General features: G+C 49.3%; 19 protein-coding genes. 2 read left to right on the forward strand and 17 right to left on the reverse strand.

All coding sequences use genetic code 11. From position 1 onward, the window contains the following. Positions 1 to 16 precede the first annotated feature (16 nt). From NEV57_RS04740 to NEV57_RS04770, 7 genes are all read right to left on the reverse strand, one after another. Positions 17 to 1,579 (reverse strand): SusD/RagB family nutrient-binding outer membrane lipoprotein, encoded by a 1,563-nt coding sequence (locus NEV57_RS04740; protein WP_257657153.1) that lies wholly within the window; start codon positions 1,577 to 1,579, stop codon positions 17 to 19. A gap of 32 nt (positions 1,580 to 1,611) precedes the next feature. Further along, the gene (locus NEV57_RS04745) at positions 1,612 to 4,911 is read right to left on the reverse strand and encodes a SusC/RagA family TonB-linked outer membrane protein (protein ID WP_257657154.1); all 3,300 of its coding nucleotides are present in this window, start codon (positions 4,909 to 4,911) and stop codon (positions 1,612 to 1,614) included. A gap of 246 nt (positions 4,912 to 5,157) precedes the next feature. Further along, a complete protein-coding gene (locus tag NEV57_RS04750) occupies positions 5,158 to 6,348 on the reverse strand; it encodes a FecR family protein (protein WP_257657155.1) in 1,191 nt (396 codons plus the stop codon). Between the two features lie 94 nt (positions 6,349 to 6,442). Then, on the reverse strand, positions 6,443 to 7,027 hold the full coding sequence (locus NEV57_RS04755; protein ID WP_257657156.1) for an RNA polymerase sigma factor: 585 nt from the start codon (positions 7,025 to 7,027) through the stop codon (positions 6,443 to 6,445). A gap of 146 nt (positions 7,028 to 7,173) precedes the next feature. Next, positions 7,174 to 8,517: an AGE family epimerase/isomerase gene (locus NEV57_RS04760; RefSeq protein ID WP_257657157.1), complete on the reverse strand. Its 1,344-nt coding sequence runs from the start codon at positions 8,515 to 8,517 to the stop codon at positions 7,174 to 7,176. Positions 8,518 to 8,555: 38 nt separating this feature from the next. Next, a complete protein-coding gene (locus NEV57_RS04765) occupies positions 8,556 to 8,774 on the reverse strand; it encodes a hypothetical protein (RefSeq protein ID WP_257657158.1) in 219 nt (72 codons plus the stop codon). Between the two features lie 165 nt (positions 8,775 to 8,939). Continuing rightward, positions 8,940 to 9,521 carry an RNA polymerase sigma factor gene (locus NEV57_RS04770; RefSeq protein ID WP_257657159.1) on the reverse strand — a complete coding sequence of 194 codons (582 nt, stop codon included), beginning with the start codon at positions 9,519 to 9,521 and terminating at the stop codon, positions 8,940 to 8,942. A 675-nt stretch (positions 9,522 to 10,196) separates the two neighbouring features. Here NEV57_RS04770 and NEV57_RS04775 point away from each other — a divergent pair. Next, positions 10,197 to 10,763 carry a DUF937 domain-containing protein gene (locus NEV57_RS04775; protein ID WP_257657160.1) on the forward strand — a complete coding sequence of 189 codons (567 nt, stop codon included), beginning with the start codon at positions 10,197 to 10,199 and terminating at the stop codon, positions 10,761 to 10,763. Between the two features lie 29 nt (positions 10,764 to 10,792). Here NEV57_RS04775 and NEV57_RS04780 read toward each other — a convergent pair whose 3' ends face one another. Continuing rightward, positions 10,793 to 11,860 carry a LacI family DNA-binding transcriptional regulator gene (locus NEV57_RS04780; protein WP_257657161.1) on the reverse strand — a complete coding sequence of 356 codons (1,068 nt, stop codon included), beginning with the start codon at positions 11,858 to 11,860 and terminating at the stop codon, positions 10,793 to 10,795. 230 nt (positions 11,861 to 12,090) lie between these two features. Here NEV57_RS04780 and msrC point away from each other — a divergent pair, with 230 nt between their 5' ends. Next, entirely contained in the window at positions 12,091 to 12,558 is a 468-nt protein-coding gene (msrC, locus tag NEV57_RS04785; RefSeq protein ID WP_257657162.1) for a free L-methionine (R)-S-oxide reductase MsrC, read from the forward strand. Here msrC and NEV57_RS04790 read toward each other — a convergent pair. The 9 genes from NEV57_RS04790 to NEV57_RS04830 all read right to left on the reverse strand — a co-directional run bounded on the left by NEV57_RS04790 (position 12,555) and on the right by NEV57_RS04830 (position 19,917). Further along, the gene (locus NEV57_RS04790) at positions 12,555 to 13,478 is read right to left on the reverse strand and encodes a WD40 repeat domain-containing protein (protein ID WP_257657163.1); all 924 of its coding nucleotides are present in this window, start codon (positions 13,476 to 13,478) and stop codon (positions 12,555 to 12,557) included. The two genes, msrC and NEV57_RS04790, sit on opposite strands and share 4 nt — an antisense overlap. After that, positions 13,475 to 14,059 carry a bifunctional phosphoribosyl-AMP cyclohydrolase/phosphoribosyl-ATP diphosphatase HisIE gene (gene hisIE, locus NEV57_RS04795; protein ID WP_257657164.1) on the reverse strand — a complete coding sequence of 195 codons (585 nt, stop codon included), beginning with the start codon at positions 14,057 to 14,059 and terminating at the stop codon, positions 13,475 to 13,477. Before hisIE ends, NEV57_RS04790 begins: the two co-directional genes overlap by 4 nt. 22 nt (positions 14,060 to 14,081) lie before the next feature. Then, positions 14,082 to 14,834 carry an imidazole glycerol phosphate synthase subunit HisF gene (gene hisF / locus NEV57_RS04800; protein WP_257657165.1) on the reverse strand — a complete coding sequence of 251 codons (753 nt, stop codon included), beginning with the start codon at positions 14,832 to 14,834 and terminating at the stop codon, positions 14,082 to 14,084. Between the two features lie 4 nt (positions 14,835 to 14,838). Next, complete coding sequence (locus NEV57_RS04805; protein WP_257657166.1) at positions 14,839 to 15,588, reverse strand: 1-(5-phosphoribosyl)-5-[(5-phosphoribosylamino)methylideneamino]imidazole-4-carboxamide isomerase; 750 nt, start codon at positions 15,586 to 15,588, stop codon at positions 14,839 to 14,841. A gap of 12 nt (positions 15,589 to 15,600) precedes the next feature. Continuing rightward, complete coding sequence (hisH, locus tag NEV57_RS04810; protein ID WP_257657167.1) at positions 15,601 to 16,194, reverse strand: imidazole glycerol phosphate synthase subunit HisH; 594 nt, start codon at positions 16,192 to 16,194, stop codon at positions 15,601 to 15,603. A 102-nt stretch (positions 16,195 to 16,296) separates the two neighbouring features. After that, on the reverse strand, positions 16,297 to 17,436 hold the full coding sequence (gene hisB, locus NEV57_RS04815) for a bifunctional histidinol-phosphatase/imidazoleglycerol-phosphate dehydratase HisB (RefSeq protein ID WP_257657168.1): 1,140 nt from the start codon (positions 17,434 to 17,436) through the stop codon (positions 16,297 to 16,299). 32 nt (positions 17,437 to 17,468) lie between these two features. Beyond that, a complete protein-coding gene (hisC, locus tag NEV57_RS04820) occupies positions 17,469 to 18,536 on the reverse strand; it encodes a histidinol-phosphate transaminase (protein WP_257657169.1) in 1,068 nt (355 codons plus the stop codon). 74 nt (positions 18,537 to 18,610) lie between these two features. Further along, positions 18,611 to 19,537, reverse strand: a complete 927-nt coding sequence (locus tag NEV57_RS04825; protein WP_257657170.1) for a ribonuclease Z — start codon at positions 19,535 to 19,537, stop codon at positions 18,611 to 18,613. Beyond that, entirely contained in the window at positions 19,534 to 19,917 is a 384-nt protein-coding gene (locus tag NEV57_RS04830; RefSeq protein WP_257657171.1) for an STAS domain-containing protein, read from the reverse strand. The genes NEV57_RS04825 and NEV57_RS04830 overlap by 4 nt, the downstream gene beginning before the upstream one ends. Positions 19,918 to 19,921: the final 4 nt, after the last annotated feature.

Consider the following 19,921-nt stretch of genomic DNA (forward strand, 5'->3'; position numbering starts at 1 on the left):
TAACGTGTTTACTACATTAAGGCTTGGCATCCCACCACAGTTTCACCAGCCTGCCATCCTTTCCTTCCCCCAGCAAACTGATGGCTACCTGAACGGCCGCTGCATTATTTTGATATTCCATCGGCACAAACGGAATCCTTCTGATGATAGCCGTTACAGGTACTTCCGGATCCAGCGACCGGATAATGGGGTATCGTGCCGGATATCCTGTTCTCCGCAATTCGCTCCAGGCCTCCCATCCGTCAGGAAAGATGGCAATCCATTTTTGCGTGATAATCTGCTCCAACTGCTTTTCAAAATCCGCAGCGGGATCGTATTTGACAGGGATGTCAGCCGCAGCAGGTGTATTCCACTTATCCTGGATAGCAGCCGGTACGTTATTGCTGTTGATATAATTCAGTATTTCATTTTCGGAGACCGCTGTTTCGGCCAGCAGCGATTGCCTGATACCCTCGTTGTAGAGTGCCTCTGCTGCCCCTCCCATGTTCCAGCCTCTTAACGCGCCTTCAGCCCGGAGAAAATAAACTTCGGCCGCACCCATTACTTTGATATCGGGATTGCTTCCTCCCTGGCTTACCGAGAGAAACTTAGGGCCGATGGTTGAATAATCGTCGTTGATTCCCGTTCTATCGTCGATCTCAACGCCATTTCTTAGGCCTTTGTATTCCAGACTAGCTACAGCCTGACTGAAATATACGGGAAGACGGGGGTCTTCATATCCCGTCAGAAAGCTTTCCATCGTTGCGCTCATCCGGTATTCTCCCCAGGCCGATATCTTTTCATGGGGATGGCGGGAAAGATCTGTGGTAAGCACATTGGCATTATCGGAAACCGTTTGCATCACACCCGCTGCCACCGCTTTTTCCGCTTCCTGTTTTGCCCGGGCGGGGTCGGCATAAGCGATACGGAGGGCCAGCCGCAGCCGTAATGAATTGGCGAAAATCAGCCATTTGTCCACGCTTCCTGCATACAGCAGGTCGTTCGAACCGAAGCCATTGGCTCCGGTGTTATCGGAAAGGACAGCTGTTGCTTCGTCCAGTAGCTTAAAAAAATCGGCGTAGATACTTTCCTGGCTATCGTAAGCGACACTCGTTTGCGCATTACCAAACTCCGCGTAGATAATAGGTCCCCATTGATCCGTCATGCGGTGGTATATCATCACTTTCCAGATTTTGGTCAGCGCATTTTCCACGGGCATACCGTTTTCCGCAGTGTACTTTTCCACAAAATGGAGTTGTGGAGCAGCATTCGCATAAAACGCCCGCCAGGCATAGCCGGCCCAATCACCCATATGAAGGTACTGGTCGCTGTTAAACCAAGGTACTGAAGTGGCGAAATATTGAACATACAAATCGGAAAACAGGTTTTGGGCCTGCTGCATATCGCTGCCATCTCCCATAATTCCCCGGTACTGAGCCGCCGCAAATGCCTGGCCCAGCAGGCCCGCATCCAGGTTTTCGACCGAAAGGACGCCTGGAGGAATATTCATTTTATCGAAATCCTTGGTACAGCCAATACTAAATAGGAATATGATGGCATACACCGTTAACATATGAAGTTTAATCTTGTACTTTTTCATTGCTATACGTTTAAAAAAGAGGCTATTCATGATTAAAATCCTACGGAAAGGTTTATCCCCACCGTTCTTTGCGAAGGCCTGACATACTGGTCAATCCCTTCGGTACCCGGTCCGGTGCCAACCCGCAAATCTGCATCCACTGTCTTGGAAGCGCGGTAGAGGTAAAAAAGGTTTCTGCCGACTAACGAGATATCGAGCCTTTTAATCGGTCCTTTTTCCAGCAGCTTACGCGGAATTTCATATCCGATGCTCAATTCCCGCAAACGCGTATTGGTAGCGCTTTCCACAAAAGCCTCTCCCACGAACAGGGAAATTCCGCCTACGTGATTCCAGAACTGCTCGGCATTGATTGCAACATTATTTGGACTTCCATCCTGCAACACCGCCTGTTCGCCGGGGAAAAGATTCTCTCCGAAAACGAGTCCGCCCTCCCGGCCCATCAGTGTAGCTTCGGCAACACCATAGCCATGCAGCAGCGAATTGGTAAAGGAAAGCATGGTGCCGCCCTGCCGGTGATCAATCAGTACCCGGAGATTAATACCTTTAAAACTAAAACGCTGTGAAACGCTTGCCAGCCAGTCTGGATTGAAGTTAGCCACTTTTTCCGACTGGTTCGGTGTCAGCATCGGCAATCCGTTTTCGGTCACCAATACCCTGCCCTGTCCATCCCGTTCAAACCCCCTGGCATAGATATTACCCCAGGGTTCACCCTCTTCTATTACAATCTGGCCGACTTCTACCCGCGGCCTATCGTCGGATATGGTAATCACCTCGCTTATATTCCGTCCATAATTCAGGTCTATCGACCAGTTGAAATTTGCTTTGCGCACCGGATTTGCGGTCATCACCACTTCATAGCCGTGGTTTCTGATCTCCCCGCCATTTGAATAGTATTGACTGGCGCCGGAACCGATGGGCAGGTTAACGGTGAACAGCTGATTTCTTGTATTGGTGTTGTACACCGTGAAATCAAAACCCAACCTGCCTTCCCAAAATTGCACATTAAGTCCGCCCTCCATGGATTCGGTCATCTCCGGCTTTAAATCAGGATTTGGCAATATATTGTTCAGTTGCAGAAATCCATTCGTTCCACCCGGAACCAAGCTGGCCTGGCGGGATAGCATGTAGGGCATTGCAGCATTCCCAACCTGTGCCCAGGCTCCTCTTAACCGTAAAAAAGAAATGGGATCAGGAAGTGTGATCAGGTCAGAAACCACGGCACTTAACCCCACAGAAGGATAGAAATAAGAGCGGTTGTCCGCAGGCAATGTCGAACTCCAGTCGTTCCTGCCGGTAATATCGATAAAGACTGCGTTTTTCCAGCTTAAGTTAATAAAGGAAAACAGGGACGAGTTGGCGGATTCGGCAATGCTTTCGTTGGATAATATGGTTGTGCTATTTGATAGGGTGAAAAAATTGGGTACCGTCAGCGCCGGACCTGTATTGGAGGAAAGCGATTCGCTTTGCGCTTTTGCAACGGAGCCTCCAAAATTAATGCTCGACGTCCAGTTAGTCAAAAACTCCTTATTATATGAAAATATAAACTCTCCCCGGTACGATGTGGAACCGGAGCGGGTGGTGGTAAATCGTCCATTCGGCGCCTGGTTATAGGTGTCGTTATAAAGCTTTTGGTCCCAGTTGGACTGGCCTTTAATATAATTTCCCCGTGCCAGCAGGTTGATGCCATCGGCTATCTGGTAATTCGCTGCCAGTAAGGCTTCGATTAAATCACCGGATCTTTCACTCAGAACCCGTTGCCTCAACCAGTGGGGGTTCTTGGATATACCTGCGTTGGGCAGCCAGTAATTTTGAAACAGCTCGCCTTCTCCATTCCGGAATTCAAAATTCTTCATGTGATCCGTACGGATATTTCTTGGGATAAGATAGACGCTGTAATTGGGACTGAAACCGCTTCCGGTCTGCACTTCGTTGGGGTACGATTCAAACATATAGTCAATCTTGCTGTCCAACGAAACCTTATCTGTTAATTTGGTATTCCACCGGAGTGTAAGGTTGTTCCGTTTTAACTCATCGTCATAGATGATCCCGCTTGCATCGGTCCGGGTATAGTTAAAAAAGGTCTGATTTTTCTCAGTTCCGTGAGAGATGGAAATGTTGTTGCTGAAATTCAGCCCTGTCTGATAAAAATCCCGCACGTTGTTGGGCTGCGGTGATAGCGCATATTCGGCCCCGGCGTCTTCCGGTGCGAGCGACCAGTGTTCCACCAGCTGCCCCTCCATTTTCGGTCCCCAGGAGAATTCCGACCGCTTATTGTAATTACCTCCATTTCCCTGGCCGTATTGATTTTGAAACCGCTGTAGGATGACCGGATCGGTTAAGATCAGGTTGCTATTAAAATTGACACTTGACTCACCTGCCTTTCCCCGTTTTGTTTCGATAATAATGGCACCGTTCTGCGCAGCACTGCCATACAGCGCAGCAGCATTTGCGCCTTTAAGCACGTTCATGGATGCAATATTATCTGGGTTCAGAATATCCGGGTTACCCGGCATGCCATCTATGATATAGATAGGTTGACTGTCGCCCGATATGGAGCGGTTACCCCTAAGCACAATCCTAACGGGCGCGCCTACTCCTGTCCCTGATTCGGTAATTGATAAGCCGGCTACCTTGCCCTGTACCGCAAGAAGCGGGTTTGGTTCCCGCGTTTCTGAAAGTTCCTCGGAGCTTACCACTTGTGTACTATACGTTAAGGACCTGCCCTGTCTTTCCAGGCCAAGTGCGGTTACTACTACCTCTTCCAGGCTTTGGTTGTCGGGCTCAAGCGTTATCGTAAGGGAATTAGCGGATTGGACCTGTATTTCCTGGGTTAAATAGCCGATCATAGAAATGGAAATAGTACTTCCCGCCGGAGCCGATAAAACAAAATTACCCGCCGCGTCGGTCGTGGTACCACCAGCGGAACCTTTGATGCTTACCGTTACTCCTTCCAGCGGTTCGCCCTTGGTATTTATAATCCTACCATGAACGGACTGCTGGCTGGCGGAAACAGGTAAGCCAATCGGAGCTACCGGCTTCGCCTTCTGTTTAACGACAATGTTCTTCCCTTTAACAATGGTGAATTCCAATGGTAAATGTTTAAAAGAAGATTGTAGGATTTCACGGATAGATAAATTCTCCGCTTTAAGGGAGAGCCGTTTACCCTGCACCAGTTGATTGTCATAAAAAAAGACGTATCCACTTTGCTGTTCAATCAATGCAAACACCTTCTCGAGTGGCATGTCCTGCACATTGAGATCAATGTTCTGGCTGTATCCCTTGGCAAAAATCTGGGTAACGGCCAACACGACCAATATGATTGTTAATTTCATAATACGCAGAAAATTAAGGGAGAATAAGGCCACACCGGGGGCCTTAACTTTTTTAAAATAATTCATTAACTTTGAAAAGTTTGGGTTAGTTAATTGGTTATTTGTTCCAGTATAAATAATTAGCATTTACTAATCTGGCGTTCTTGGCAGGAGTGGGTCAGACTCCTGCTTTTTTATGCCATTTCGATTTTTTTGTCTGTTTATTTTTCCATGGCTTTCGTAGTTTAAGTTTTGTAAAAGGTTAGTTTATAACACCGTAATCTTTCCATTTTTATCCGGCCATTCCGATTTTTCCAGCACGGTGTTAATGCCGGAGTAATTTAGGATGGTTAACACTTCCTGTAAGCTGACGTTACGGTATATCCGACCGGAAAATTTCCGGGAATCTGCCTGGCGGTAGGCTACTTCTACATTGTACCACCTGGAGATGTTGCGCATGATCGCTCCGATATCGGCATCACGGAAGTCGAATAGTCCACTTTTCCAGGCAATCGTCTGCTGACCATCGGATTCACGGAGGATGATCTCATTTGCTGTTGCCGGATTTCTCGGAACGATACTCTCCTGTCCGGGCTTCATAAGTACACTGTTATTCCCGGCAATTAACCGCACCTGTCCTTCGAGCAAAACTGTTTTTACATCCGTTTCATCGGCGTATGCGTTCACATTGAAATGCGTACCCAAAACCTGTATTGTCTGTCCATCTGCAACGACTTCAAATGGCTTTGACCGGTTTTCCACCACTTCAAAATAACCTTCTCCGGTAAGTGTTACTTGCCGCCTATCTCCAAACTGGCTCGGAAATTTCAGGCTGGATTCGGCATTTAGCCAAACATGACTTCCGTCCGGCAGTATTACCTGGAATTGTCCACTGCTTGGTGTGACTATAGTGTTGTATGCAATTGTTCCGGATGGAATGTTTTCCTGACTTTTTATATCAAAAATCAGTTTCTGTCCGTCCGATGAAACCTGATTCCCATTCGCGTGGGAAAGGAGTACACTGTCGCCATGTCCTAACACCACCCGTCTTCCATCTTCCAGTAACAGCACAGCTTTATTGCCTCCCGGCAATACATCATATTGATTTGCGTCATTAATAAAAGAAGCCATAGGTGCTGGCCTGCTGAGGCCCTGGTAATACAGATAACCGCCTATGACACTCAGCACGGCAATCAGGCTCGCCGCAGCAGCCATCCATTTTTTTGACCGGCGCTTTGCAGTGCTATTTTCCGTCAGTTCATCGGAAGCGATCCGGGTTTTAATTGCCGCATATATTTTGTGCTTCAATTCGTCCTTAGAAGTACAGGAATCGATCTCTTTTTTCGAATCGTTAAAGGAATTGTACCATTGCTCGAATTCGCGCATTTCTTCGCCGGTAATTTCTCCCCGCTTCCATTTTTGCGCGAGGAAATCAATTCTTGATCCTTGCTTAGCCATTTTTTTGGTCAGTTTAATAAGATAGCCGTTAATGGGGCGCATAACCCTACCTTATTTTTTAATTATTTTTTTAAACGGATGTGGGAGCAGCTGCTTAACTGACAAGTAGCAGCAACGCAACAGAAAAGTAATGCCTAAAGTGCTGCTTTAGGAATTTGAGCGCATGTGTGATGTGTTTTTCAACCGCTTTCTCTGAAATCACAAGCTTTTTGGCAATCTGCTTGTTGGTTAGGTTGGATTGCCGGCTAAGGCTGAATACCAGCCGGCATTTTTTTGGAAGTTGGTTGATTCGATACTCCAGCTGCATCGCCAACTGATCCAGATCAAATTGATAAAAGTGCACCTCCGTTCTCTCATCCTGAAGCGCCTGGCTCAGCATGTCCCGGAATTCCCTGTCTTTTAACCGCCGTGCCCTGCGATCAATAACCTCATATTTAACAGCAACGGCAAAATAATTTTCAAAGCCACGCTGCAATTTGAAGCTTTCCCGCTTTCTCCATAAATTAAAGAAAATGTCCTGAACCACTTCCTCGCCTTCGACAAGGTCATTCAGGCGGTTGCTGGCAATAACAAATAATTTGTCCCAATACTTGTCGTACAAATAGTTGAAAGCAGATTTATCGCTGTTAGCTAACAAATCTGCTATTTCAAAGTCCGTATACAAGTCATATGAATACATGCGGGCACTTTGATGGTTTATCGATCAGGTCTTTCACATTTCGCGCAAAAGAGTGGAGTCCCTGGTTTATTGACGGCAGCAAAATCCGGGAAGCGCTTTCCAGCCGTCTCCCGTCCGATTATACTGGGTCAGCGATGCTGCACAAATCAGGCATCAAATAATCCCGAGGGCTTATACCCGTTTGCCTTAATCCGGTCGAAAGCCAGCATGGACACCATGAGCTGGCGCGGCCGGTGGTAATTCTCCGCCCGGACCTGCGAATGCTTCTCCAGTTTGCGGTCACCGCTATCAATTACAAAAGCATACTCCGGCCGTACAAATTTCTCCTGGATATAGGCATCCGTTTCCAGGAACCGCCGGATGGCCCATGGATCGGCCCGGTGCTCAATCAGGTGCAGCGCACCGATCAGGATTTCCTCCTGTACCCAACGCGCCTTGGTGAGGGTCCACTGGTACTCGTCCGTATTCGGCAGTGCGGTAAAATGTCCGCCGTAAACCGGGTCAGTAGCTACCTCCACGTGGTGCTTGAACAGGGTAGCCGCCCGATCGAACAGTGCTGCATCCTTACGGAAAACCGCGTATGCCATCACAAAGGCAAACGACTCACATCCGTGCCCCAGGTCAGCATACTGCAGCGCAACCGGGTCAGCCAATGGTTTCAGGTCGTGGCCAATCGCCTCATTCACCAATCCATGCTCCCCATTGATGTGGTGGGTGAGGATGGCCGTCGCACAGCGGTCGGCCAATGCCTGGATCTGCGGGTCGGCCTCCTGTTTCAGCAACTGGGTGGACACGCTGATCAGGATCATCCAGTGCCCGAGGATCCGGGGACCGGGCAACGGGTTGTCCGATTTATAAGCATAGGTATAATCGTCCCGGTCATAGCGGTCTGCCGCCTTCAGCACAATCTCCTTTGCCTGCTCAAAATATTCCCTTTCCCCGCTTGCCTTGGCGTATTCGGCCAAGCCCTCGGCGACGAACAGGTTGCCATAAATATCGCCTTCCCCGGTTGAGCGGGGTTCGCCCTCCTTCGAAAACGAAGTTGGATAGAACCGGCCATCTGCCGGAAGTCGGGGAAGAATGAAATCCCGCGACTTGCGCACGACCTCCAGGTAGGCCGGGTTTTGTTCGAAATGATTATACAGAAAAGCGTAAGTCCACATTCCGCGCCCCTCAAACCAGGCACGTTTATCGGTTGTTTCCAATTTGCGGGTGGCAATGTTGACATTACACATGAAGCCTCCCAGTTCATGGTCGATTACATACTGGTCCATATTGGGGAGGAATCCATCGAACAGTGCCGTGTGATAGCGTTCCCGTCGTGCCGGCAGCTCCATATCCGCAATAGTGGGGGCCGCTGCGTGGCCTACGCCTGTATCCCGTCGGTTGTCACCGCCGGATGTACACCCCAGGGCACCCAATCCCATTACACCAAGACCGGCGAACGCCTGTTGCCGGATAAATGCTCGTCTTGAATAATCTTTGCTCATTCTGTTTAATAATTGGAGTTAACACCACAATAGCCGGGTCAGGATGATCCCGGTGTTTCCGAACCGTCGATCCTTTTCCAGATGGCATCCAGCATCCCGTCTTTTAACGCTTTCCGTCCGGCCTCATCCAGCGCAGCAAGTGCATCCGGACCGTCTTCAAACGCTTCATAATAGTCAATCAACAGGGCGTTTTCCGCCTCCGTCATCGTTCCCTCCCGATATTTTTCGAGTAGCTTGAGAAGCGCTGCTTTATTCACAATGATATAGGACTCAACTGGTTCAAATTCTGGTTCATTACTTATGTGACTCAAAATTTCCAAAAAGTCCCACTAATATATTGCAATATCGGGATTTTATCGTTTTCCATTCGGAAAACAGGTTTTGTCAAGGTGTTGACAGCGGCAAATCCGGTTAACCGGCAGTTAAAGCAGGCCGGCAAAGGCCGTAAAAAGAACTAAAAAACGCGGCAATGAACCCTTCAGTTGCTCCGCAGCCTTGCCCAATTGATTCTGTACGGTTTTGATGGACAATCCCAGACGGCTGGCAATCACTTTGGTGGTGAGGTCGTCGTGGTGGCGTAATTTAAAAATCAGGCGCCTTTTCGGCGGCAATGCATCGATAACCCGCTCGTAAGACGTATAAAACTCATTCCGCTGGACGTTGGTGTCGGCGGTCAGGTAAGACGGGATCGTTTCCTGCAGGCAGTCAAAAAAACCATCGACATACCGTTCACGGGCAATAAGTTTCAGCACTTGATTTCGAATGGACACATTTAAATAGGCAGGAAAATTAGCGATGGGGGTTTTTTCGCGCGACCAGATATTAACGAAAATTTCCTGTACTACATCCTTCGCATAGTCTTCATTCCTCAACCGCTTAAAGGCCTTCAGATACGCAACGCTCCAGTATTTTTCATACAACTGTCCGAAAGCAGTCCGGTTGCCGGAAGCAATTTGCTGTAATAACAGACTGTCCTGGTTTTTTTCAATGTTTAGTGAAGCCATTTGTCAGTTGATTAGATTGCCCCTTACAAAATGATCCGTTAGATCCCCAAAACCCGCAATGAAAAATAAATTTATAATTGGTCGTGTACGGACACATTATTTTTGTGTACGTACACAAATATACTAACATAAATTAAAAAACAAAATTTAAGTCATTTTTTTTGATAAAAACGCTGCCACGCAGCTGCGCTGATCTACGGAGGACTCGGCTGCTTTTCCCATCGTTCAGCTACCCGTAATCCCCCGGTATTTACCAGGCATTCCATAAATCAGCAGCGGCCCTTAAGACAGGATTCCTTTTGTGGGCCACCCTTCCCACGCCGCAACACAACCGGTCTTTTTACGGACTTTACCTTGCACACTGCCGACAATTTCAGGGGATGAGTCCAGTGTGAGTCCAGAGTGAGTCCGGGGTGAGTCCAGTATGAGTCCAGTGATTGTTCGTAAAACATTGGAGTCATACCGCTAGCACAGCAGACATACCCCCGATCCGGGCAAAACAGGTATTGGACGAAAAATAGTATTGAGCCATTGGCGGCACGACAGTGACTATTGCCGTTATCCCATTTAATTCGCGTAAAAAGGCATTCCGTTGACTGGAATTTATTTTCGCTGCGTAAAGAAAATCGTATATTAGCTATACAAATCAATCATTCAGCAACCATGGACAACATCATGAATCTTTTGAACGGCAGTCTCGGAAAAGAGGTGATTGCCGGCATTACCAAGCAAACCGGTGCATCCGAAGATGAAGCACAGTCCGTTGCCAGCACGGCGCTTCCGGCGATGCTGGGGGCATTGCAGCATAATGCGAATAACCAAGATGGGGCACAAGGCATCCTGAACGCCCTCCAGTCAAAGCATGACGGGAGCATCCTGGATAACCTTCCCGACTTTTTCGGGAACGGCGACACCCGTGATGGCAATGGCATCCTTGGTCATGTGCTTGGCGGAAAGAAAGAGGTGGTAGCGCAATCGATCAGCAATAAAACAGGTGTTTCCTCCGGTACGGTTTCCAGTATTATGGCTTCGTTGGCCCCGATTCTGATGGGATACCTTGGTAAGCAGAGCCGTAGCCAGCAGGTTGGCGATGGCAACAGCCTGAGTGACCTGTTAGGCGGGCTACTGGGCGGACAGTCGGGCGGCGATGCGCTGGGCGGCCTGCTGGATCAGAACGGCGACGGGAAACTGGGCATAGACGACGCGGCAGGATTCCTCGGCGGTCTGTTTGGGAAAAAATAACCGACGACGCATTGGGTGTCGACTGTTGCTTAATTGCGATAAAAGGCGTAGTTCTCCCGGGTGATAATATCAATCGGCATAAAGTTCACCTTGTCAACCTCCGTCGCAAACGCGAGGTGCTGGTACAGGGCCATGACGCCCCGGTAGGCCTGCTCATGCGGTTTCTGACCGATCAGAAAATCAATGGTTCCTTTTTTGAGGTATTCAATATTCTCCGGGAGGAAGTCGTATCCGATCAACAACAGGCCTCGTTTTCCCGATTTTTCCAGGTAACGGGCAACGGTTGAGACCCGGGAATTGGTTGCGAAAATAATCCGGATATCCTGATGTTCATCCAATAGCTGGGCGATATTCTGTTCGACGGATTCATAATCCGTTTGGCGGATATCCACCTTTACGATGGCGATCGGGGAAGGGTTGTCCGAGAAATAGGCGCGGAACCCCTCTTCCTTCCGCAGGGTATAGTGATGGCTTTCCAGTTCCTTGGAAATATTGGCTACCAATACCTTGTTCTCGCCATGCGAAAGGTACCGGATGAGGTGGGCAACCAGGTAACCGCTGTCAAAAAGATTGGGACCGATGTAACTGAGGCTTTCCACCTGCGGAAGATCCGAATTGATAAACACATAGGGGATATTCCGCGCTTTACAGGCATTGGCAAAACGGGTTGATTCTTCAATGAAGATCGGGGTCAGCATAACGCCGTCCACATCGGTCTGCAGCAGCAATTCCGCCTGGCGGTCAAATGAGCCTTTGTCGTTCTGATCAAAAAAGTACTTATCCACCCGGACACCGTATGATTCGATTTCGGATTCCGCCTGGATGATGCCGTTAAGCAAGACTTCCCAGTATACCGTTTCGCCCGGGACCCTCGGGGTGAGCGTGGCAATCCGGATCAGCTTTTTTGAGGCCAGTCGCCGTGCAATCAGATTGGGCTGGTAACCCAGCTCATTAATGATGGCATTGATCTTCTCCTTGGTTTTTTTGGATACACCGGGCCGGTTATGGATAACGCGGTCTACTGTTCCTATTGAAACGTTCGCCCTTTTTGCAATTTCTTTTATCCCCAATGGAGTGCTATGATTTCTTTTTTCCATTTAATTACGGTATATCCGTTTGCGCCGGCACACAGCATGGGTGATCTATTTAACAAGCACGATGATTTTACCAGAACTGCTGTCTGTGTTTGCGCAAACGCCAAGAATGGCGGGCAAATCTAAATTAAATCTCGTTAATTATCAATAATTAATCGACACAACTTCAGCTGAATCGCATCCCGCCTGTTTTTGATTATCTTTGCATGCACATTCACGTTCATCTTAGCCCCATGGCCGAAACATTACAGTTAACCAGCGGTGACAAAGCCACGCAATACGAGGCACTGCTACCGCAATTGAGTGCCCTGGTTGCCGGAGAACCTGACTTGATTGCCAATATGGCCAACCTCGCGGCGGCGCTCCGTATGCAATTCAACTTCTTCTGGGTGGGTTTTTACCTGGTGCAGGGCAATGAATTGGTATTGGGACCGTTCCAGGGGCCGGTTGCCTGTACGCGCATCGCCCGGGGAAAAGGCGTCTGTGGGACGGCCTGGATGCGTGGCAAAACACTCGTTGTACCCGATGTGGACGCCTTCCCCGGCCACATTGCCTGCAGCTCGCTGTCGCGGTCCGAGATCGTGGTCCCCATCTATAAACAAGGTGAAATCATTGCGGTGCTGGATGTCGACAGCGATCAGCCGGACCATTTTGACGAAACAGATGTAACCTACCTGACGCAGCTGAGCCGGCTGCTTTAATGCGTGGCACGAACATCCCACACCATCGCCTTTTTGTCGTCACTGACCGAAACCAACTGTTCCTTATGGCTATTCCAGATCAGGTCATTTACGGATAGCAGGTGACCTTCCAGGCCCTTTTCAAAACTGATGGTACGGAGGAGCCTGAAATCATCGGCTGCCCACAGCTTCACGCTCTTGTCCCTGCTCGCCGTTGCAAATACGGGTAGTGTGGGGTGATATTTAATGGCATATACCGTAAACATGTGAGGTATAAACGAGCGAACCGCTGAAAAATCCGCGGCGTTCAGCACATTTAGTTTAGCATCGCGACCACCGGTAAGCAGGAATCTTCCATCAGGAGAAAATATAAGTGAAGTAACGGGCATGTTATGCGCGGGGATTTCCATCAGGAGGCCATAATCCAGCGCGCTATAGATTTTCAGTTTCCCGTCCTTCGTACCGAAAACGATGGTCTTCTCGTCGTTGCTTATTGCAATGGCACGTACGGTCTGCTCCGCCACCTTAAAATGGTAAAGCAGCCGGAAGCCTGCGGTATCCCATACGGATACAGTTCCATCTTCGGAAGACAGTATTAATTCCGGTTTATCACGAAACGACTTAATGTCGAATACCGGTCGCTGGTGATGCTCAAGCTTCGCCACGGACTGGCCTGTGGTGATATCGACGACCTGTACCAATCCGCTCCGTGTGCCGATGGCCATCAGGTTGGTACCGGGAAGCAGGTGGAGGGCATAAACAGATGATTGCACCGGACACAGGACGCGTTCAAACGCCAGGGTATCCATGTTCCATTGCACCACGCCCTTGTCATTGCCTCCCGTAAACAGCATGGAAGGCTCGGGGCCGTTTTCCACAGTAAAAATTGGATTCTGGTGTCCGCTGAGTGTTCCTTTTTTATGAACCTCAAGTGCTATCATTGGTGCCTTTTTTCCAGGTTTTTGGCGATGGTCGCCAATGGAATATTCTTTTCCCGCAGCAGCACCAACAAATGGAAAACCAGATCGGACGCCTCGTTAACGAAATCGTTGTCGGTTTCGGCCAGCGCGGCGATCACCGTTTCCACCGCTTCCTCTCCCACTTTCTGCGCCACCTTATTCAGTCCGCTCTGATGCAGCCGGTTCACGTAGGATGCGGCTGTCGGAAATTCATAACGATCGTTAATGATCTGTTCAAGCTCGAAAATAAAATTCCGGTCGTATTCGGTGCTGAAGCAACTCCGGCTTCCGGTGTGGCAGGTCGGCCCTTTCGGGTGTGCTTTGATTAACAGGGTATCCTGATCACAGTCGATATGCGTGCTTACGACTTCAAGGAAATGGCCGCTCTCTTCCCCTTTCGTCCACAGCCTGTTCTTACTCCGGGAAAAAAAAGTTACCCGCTTTTCTTCCTGCGTCTTTTGCCAGGCTTCCTGATTCATGTAGCCCAGCATCAGCACTTCCAGGGTCTGCGCATCCTGCACAATGACCGGAACGAGCCCGCCGCTCTTTTCAAAATCCAACATAATCTTTTAATCTATAGCAAATTTACCGCACTTCAATTCCGTTTTTCCGCAGTTCGGCTTTCAGATCGGGGATGAGGATTTCCCCGTAATGGAACACCGAAGCGGCCAGTGCCGCATCGGCATGCCCCTGCTGGAACACGTCGACGAAATGCGATATGTTTCCCGCACCGCCGGAAGCGATCAGCGGGATGGACAACCCGCGGTTGACCTTATCAAGCAATACGCAGTCAAATCCGTTTTTGGTTCCATCGTGATCCATGGAGGTCAACAGAATCTCTCCCGCACCGCGGCTTTCCGCCTCTTTTATCCAGTCTTCCGTTTCCACATCCGTCTTCAGTCGGCCGCCGTTGAGGTGAACGTAATTTTTACCGTTTACCCGCCGGGTGTCAACTGCCACCACCACGAACTGGATGCCAAACGCATTGGCCATTTGATCGATCAGCTGCGGGTTCCTCACTGCAGCGGAGTTAATTGAGATCTTATCGGCCCCCGAGTGCAGCAGTACATCGGCATCCGCCAGCTCATTGATCCCCCCACCGATGGTAAAAGGGATATTGACCTGCCGCGCTACCGACTTAACCAGGTCTACCGTGGTTTTCCGCCGCTCATGCGTAGCCGTGATATCCAGAAAAACAAGTTCATCGGCCCCCTCGCGGGAATATTGCCAGGCGAGTTCAACCGGGTCACCCGCATCGCGCAGATTGACAAAGTTGACGCCTTTTACTGTCCGTCCATCCTTGACATCTAAGCAGGGGATGATTCGTTTGGCAAGCATTGTCTTAAAACCGAATGAGCGATTTCAGATTCCATTCCTTGATTTCCCCAATGCTGATACGGTTTTCATAAATCGCCTTGCCGATCACGCATGCTTCTACATTGATGCCCGCCAGTGTCTGCACATCCTCCATGGAACTGATTCCGCCGGAGGCAATGAGCTTAATGATAGGGGAATGGTCCAGCAGCTTTTTGTACAGTTCTACGCCTGCACCGCCCAGCTTGCCGTCTTTGTTGATATCCGTACATAAAAACCGGTAGAAACCCAATGAAAGGCACCGGTCGATATAATCCATTAATTTCACCGGCGAACTTTCCATCCAACCGGAGTATTTAATCACTTCATCCAGCACGTCGATGGCGATAACCACCTGGTCGGCGTATTTTTTACGGCCTGTATTCAGCTTGCTCAGCTCATCCAGGAATTCCGGGTTGGTAATGGCCTGTGTGCCAACGACCACCCGGTGTATGCCGGCGTCTACCAGCTCCCTGACTTTCTCGATGCTGCGCACACCGCCGCCGTACTGCACTTTCATGTCGGTGTGCTGGATGATGTCAAACAGGTATTTTTGATTACTGAAATCCCCTTTTGCACCATTAAGGTCGACGATATGGACAAACTCCGTACCGTTGGACTGGTATTTCTCAATCATCTCCTCGAGGCTTACCTCGTACGTGGTGACCTCACTGTAGTTGCCTTCCCGTAAACGGACCACTTTTTTGTCCAACACATCAATCGCAGGAATGATATACATGTTTTTGGCTGATTAACGTAAATTTGAAAAATTCAATAATAACTGCTCGCCAGCTGCTCCGGATTTTTCTGGGTGAAACTGTACGCCAAAGAAGTTTTTATCTTGAATGGCGGCCGAAAATTTCAGTCCATATTGAGCAAAAGCGGCCGTAAAAGTAGCATTATATTCAATAAAATAAGAGTGAACAAAGTAAAAGTAGGTATCTTTTTTCAGATTTTCGAATAACGGATTGTTGTTTTCCGGATATACCTTGTTCCAGCCGGTGTGGGGTACCTTTTCGGCTATACGTCCCTCAAAATGATATGTTTTCAGCGGAACAATATCCAGTAATGAGGCATTTCCTTCTTCTGAATAAGCGGTAAGCAGCTGCATACCCACACAGATTCCCAGTATCGGTTTCTTAATTTCCCCCACCGCGCCGGCCAGTCCCGAGTCCCTTAATTTTTGCATGGCAGCCCCGGCATGGCCCACACCGGGGATGATGATCCGGTCATATCGTTCCACTTCACTGGTTTTATTGATCATGCCGTATGGGATATCCAGCCGGTCCAATGCCGCCGTAAGTGAAAAAATATTTCCCGCTTCGTAGTTAATAATCCCTGTCATTGTTCAGCTGTCAGCCAGCTGCTAACTGCAGCTGGCCTATTATATTAAGTAACTTTCTTTATGTTTCTTTAGCACTGCCGGAGCCCTTTTGCTCCTGCGTAATTACAAAACTCCTTTGGTGCTGGGCAATGCCATGTTTTCAGCATCGCGCTTTACCGCACGTTTGATTGCCTTGGCAAATGCCTTGAAAATTGCCTCGATCTTATGGTGCTCGTTGTCTCCCTCGGCTTTGATGTTGAGGTTACATTTAGCCGCATCGGAAAATGATTTGAAAAAATGGAAAAACATTTCCGTGGGCATGTCACCGATTTTCTCCCGCTTAAACGCAGCGTCCCAGACGATCCAGCTCCGGCCGCCGAAATCGATGGCTACCTGGGCAAGGCAATCGTCCATCGGCAGCGTAAACGCATAACGTTCAATCCCCCGTTTATCACCCAATGTCTTCAGGAACAGCTCGCCAAGCGCAATGCCGGTATCCTCGATCGTATGGTGCTCATCGATATGCAGGTCGCCCCGGGCGTGTACCGTCAGATCGATACCCCCATGACGGGCAATCTGGTCGAGCATGTGATCGAAAAACGGCAAGCCCGTCTGGATGTCAGCTTTCCCCTTTCCATCCAGGTTTATGCGGACATATATGTCCGTTTCGCTCGTTTTACGGTGATACTCACCCGAGCGGGTTCCCAGTTTCAAAAATTCATAGATAGTACGCCAGTCTGACGTCTCCAGCGCCACCGTGGTTTCATCGATTTCAAGCGCTTCGGTCGCTCCGAGCGCATCGTTATTCCGTAACCATATTGCCTTAGCCCCCAGGTTCTGGGCCAGTTTTACATCGTTTATCCGGTCGCCGATGACAAATGAATTAGCCAGGTCATATTTCTCCGGATCAAAATAAGAAGTAAGCAGTGCCGTCCCCGGTTTACGCGTCGACGCATTTTCATGGGGAAACGTGCGGTCGATATGCGTAGCGGCAAACACAGCGCCCTCACCTGCAAACGTGTTGATCACGAAATCATGCACCGGCCAGAAATTGACCTCGGGGTGCGATGCCGTGCCCAAACCGTCCTGGTTGGTTACCATGACCAGTTCAAAATCCAACTCATGTGCAATACGGGGCAGGTACTGCAATGCACCGGGGTAGAATTGAAGTTTGGCAAACGAATCGATCTGCTCGTCCTCCGGTTCCAGAATCAGTGTACCGTCCCGATCTATAAATAATAGTCTTTTGATGCTATCAGCCATGTTTCCCTATATTCTTCCTAATCATATTACAACTACTGTTTATCCGATTTATATTGCTGCAATGCCGCAATCAGGCGTTCATTTTCAGCGGGGGTGCCAATGGTAATGCGCAGGCAACCCTCGCACAATTCCACCTTGGAGCGATCGCGGACAATAACACTCGCGTCAACCAGATGGGTGTAAATTTCGCGGGGTTCCGATGTCTTGACTAAAATAAAGTTCGCATCGGATGGATAAACATGCAATACATAGTCAAAGGTACGCAATAGTTCCGACACCTGCTCCCGCTGGGAAACGGTTTCCTTGATCCAGTTATTCACCTGCTCAACCTGATCCAGCGCTTTCAGCGCCAACTCCTGCGTGGCCTGGTTAATGTTATATGGAGGTTTTATTTTATTGAATACCTCGATGATTTCCTCGCTTGCGAAAGCCATCCCTAACCGCAGTCCGGCAAGGCCCCATGCTTTCGACAGGGTCTGCAGCACCACGAGATTGCCGTACTCGGTCAGCTCCTGTATAAACGTTTTTTGCCGGGAATAATTGATGTAAGCTTCATCGATCACCACGAGGCCATTAAAATTAGCCAGCACCGTTTCCACATCTTCACGGTGAAGCGAGTTGCCTGTTGGATTATTGGGCGAGCAGAGGAAGATGATCCGGGTATTGGTGTCAATGGCTTCGGCTATCCCTTCCAGGTTTAGCTGGAAATCATTGGTGAGGTTTACCTTTTTGACAGCCACATCGTTGATGTTGGCCGACACCTCGTACATACCGTATGTTGGCGGCACGAGAATTACATTGTCAATCCCCGGGCGGCAGAATGCCCGGAATAAAATATCAATCGCTTCATCGCTGCCGTTCCCCAGGAAAATATTCCGCGCCGGCACCCCCTTTATATGGCTTAATTTGTGTTTTATTTCATGTTGCAATGGATCGGGATAGCGGTTGTAAAACACATCCAATGGCGAGCCGAACGCATTCTCGTTGGCATCAAGCAGTGTGGATGCCTGCCCCTTGAACTCATCGCGCGCAGAGGAATAGGGAACCAGGTTTCTGATGTTTTCCCGTAGGAGGTTGTTTAAATCAAATGATGAGGCCATTTCTATATACCGTGTGTCGTTGTTTTTTTGTATTGTACTATCATGCCGTATATCCCCGGGGCCCGGCAAAACCGCTATGCACTTGCCGCCTGAACGGGGTACCAGCTTCCTTCCAGTGCCAGTTGCGTATCGGGGAATACGGTTCTGCTCTCTTTCAGTAATTGTCCCAGCTCCTTATACCGGGCTGAGTAATGTCCGATAAGCAGCTGCCTGACCCGGGCGGACCGGGCTACTTCGCCTGCCTGTAACGCCGTGGTATGGTATGTTTCCCTGGCACGGTCGTGCATCTCATGCATAAAAGTAGCTTCGTGATACAGCAAATCCACCTCCTGAATATAGGGCAGGTAGCCGCCGGATGCCTGGGTATCCGAACAGTAGGCATAACTGAGCGTGGCCTGGGGTGGTTCGGTTAAATCCTGCCAGGCATGGACCGTACCGTCTGCCGCCACATAATCATGCCCCCGCTTAATCAGTGAAAGATAAGGTTTGGGGATACCCAACCGGTCCGTTTCCGCTTTTTTAATCGTGGGTAGCCGCTCTTTTTCGTCAAATCGGAATCCCGTACAGGGAATCCGGTGATTCAGCGGAAAGGAACGAACCTGCAGAAGCTCCGTATCAGCGATCACTTCCTGCGACTGATCCTGGGTAGGGTGAAAATGCAGCGGATAACGCAACACGGTCTGTGAATGTGTAAAATGCAATTCAACCAGCTCCTTCAATGGCTGGGGACCGTATAGGTGTAATGCCTCTTTTCGTCCTACGAGGTGCATGGAGGAAAGGAGACCGATAAGGCCCAGGTAATGATCGCCATGAAGGTGGCTGATAAAAATATGCTTGATCCGGCTGCTCTTAACACCATATCTCATCAGCTGCAGCTGGGTTCCTTCCCCGCAGTCGACAAGATACAGCTGCTCCTCCACATTGATCACCTGCGCCGTTGGATGGCGTCCGTATATGGGTGTGGCTGAGCTGCTCCCCAATATCAACACTTCAAATTTCATCCCTCTTCTACAGCACCCCGCAGCTCTTTTTCAATTTCCGTCATAAAGATGACATCCTCCGCGCCAACATTGTCGGGCACCATGGACAGCACAGCATCCAGGTTGCACACGGTGATCAGTTTTTTAATCGGATCGTTGGCATGGGTTACGATAAACACCCCTCCTGCAGCTTTGCAGAGCCGGTGCGCCAGCAATACGGTACGCAATCCCGTGGAATCAGCGTCCAGCACATGTGATAAATCAAGCACGATGTTGCGTTGCCCTCCGGTATTTTGCAGCAGGAATTCGGATTTGATCTTCGGTGCCGTATCTCCGTCGAGCAGTTCAACATGCGGCTGGATGATCACGTATTTCTCATGCTTATCAATGGTGAATTTCATGCCG

Source organism: Parapedobacter lycopersici (assembly GCF_024643285.1).
Lineage (GTDB): Bacteria > Bacteroidota > Bacteroidia > Sphingobacteriales > Sphingobacteriaceae > Parapedobacter > Parapedobacter lycopersici.

What these genes read in the sequence shown, in the direction of transcription:
- hisB (WP_257657168.1), bottom strand. Translation starts at nt 17,436, where the DNA reads ATGGCTGATAGCATCAAAAGACTATTATTTATAGATCGGGACGGTACA.
- msrC (WP_257657162.1), top strand. Translation starts at nt 12,091, where the DNA reads ATGGCCGAAACATTACAGTTAACCAGCGGTGACAAAGCCACGCAATAC.
- NEV57_RS04775 (WP_257657160.1), top strand. Translation starts at nt 10,197, where the DNA reads ATGAATCTTTTGAACGGCAGTCTCGGAAAAGAGGTGATTGCCGGCATT.
- hisH (WP_257657167.1), bottom strand. Translation starts at nt 16,194, where the DNA reads ATGACAGGGATTATTAACTACGAAGCGGGAAATATTTTTTCACTTACG.
- NEV57_RS04750 (WP_257657155.1), bottom strand. Translation starts at nt 6,348, where the DNA reads ATGGCTAAGCAAGGATCAAGAATTGATTTCCTCGCGCAAAAATGGAAG.
- NEV57_RS04740 (WP_257657153.1), bottom strand. Translation starts at nt 1,579, where the DNA reads ATGAAAAAGTACAAGATTAAACTTCATATGTTAACGGTGTATGCCATC.
- NEV57_RS04790 (WP_257657163.1), bottom strand. Translation starts at nt 13,478, where the DNA reads ATGATAGCACTTGAGGTTCATAAAAAAGGAACACTCAGCGGACACCAG.
- NEV57_RS04760 (WP_257657157.1), bottom strand. Translation starts at nt 8,517, where the DNA reads ATGAGCAAAGATTATTCAAGACGAGCATTTATCCGGCAACAGGCGTTC.
- NEV57_RS04755 (WP_257657156.1), bottom strand. Translation starts at nt 7,027, where the DNA reads ATGTATTCATATGACTTGTATACGGACTTTGAAATAGCAGATTTGTTA.
- hisIE (WP_257657164.1), bottom strand. Translation starts at nt 14,059, where the DNA reads ATGTTGGATTTTGAAAAGAGCGGCGGGCTCGTTCCGGTCATTGTGCAG.
- NEV57_RS04770 (WP_257657159.1), bottom strand. Translation starts at nt 9,521, where the DNA reads ATGGCTTCACTAAACATTGAAAAAAACCAGGACAGTCTGTTATTACAG.
- NEV57_RS04825 (WP_257657170.1), bottom strand. Translation starts at nt 19,537, where the DNA reads ATGAAATTTGAAGTGTTGATATTGGGGAGCAGCTCAGCCACACCCATA.
- NEV57_RS04805 (WP_257657166.1), bottom strand. Translation starts at nt 15,588, where the DNA reads ATGTATATCATTCCTGCGATTGATGTGTTGGACAAAAAAGTGGTCCGT.
- NEV57_RS04780 (WP_257657161.1), bottom strand. Translation starts at nt 11,860, where the DNA reads ATGGAAAAAAGAAATCATAGCACTCCATTGGGGATAAAAGAAATTGCA.
- hisF (WP_257657165.1), bottom strand. Translation starts at nt 14,834, where the DNA reads ATGCTTGCCAAACGAATCATCCCCTGCTTAGATGTCAAGGATGGACGG.
- NEV57_RS04745 (WP_257657154.1), bottom strand. Translation starts at nt 4,911, where the DNA reads ATGAAATTAACAATCATATTGGTCGTGTTGGCCGTTACCCAGATTTTT.
- NEV57_RS04830 (WP_257657171.1), bottom strand. Translation starts at nt 19,917, where the DNA reads ATGAAATTCACCATTGATAAGCATGAGAAATACGTGATCATCCAGCCG.
- hisC (WP_257657169.1), bottom strand. Translation starts at nt 18,536, where the DNA reads ATGGCCTCATCATTTGATTTAAACAACCTCCTACGGGAAAACATCAGA.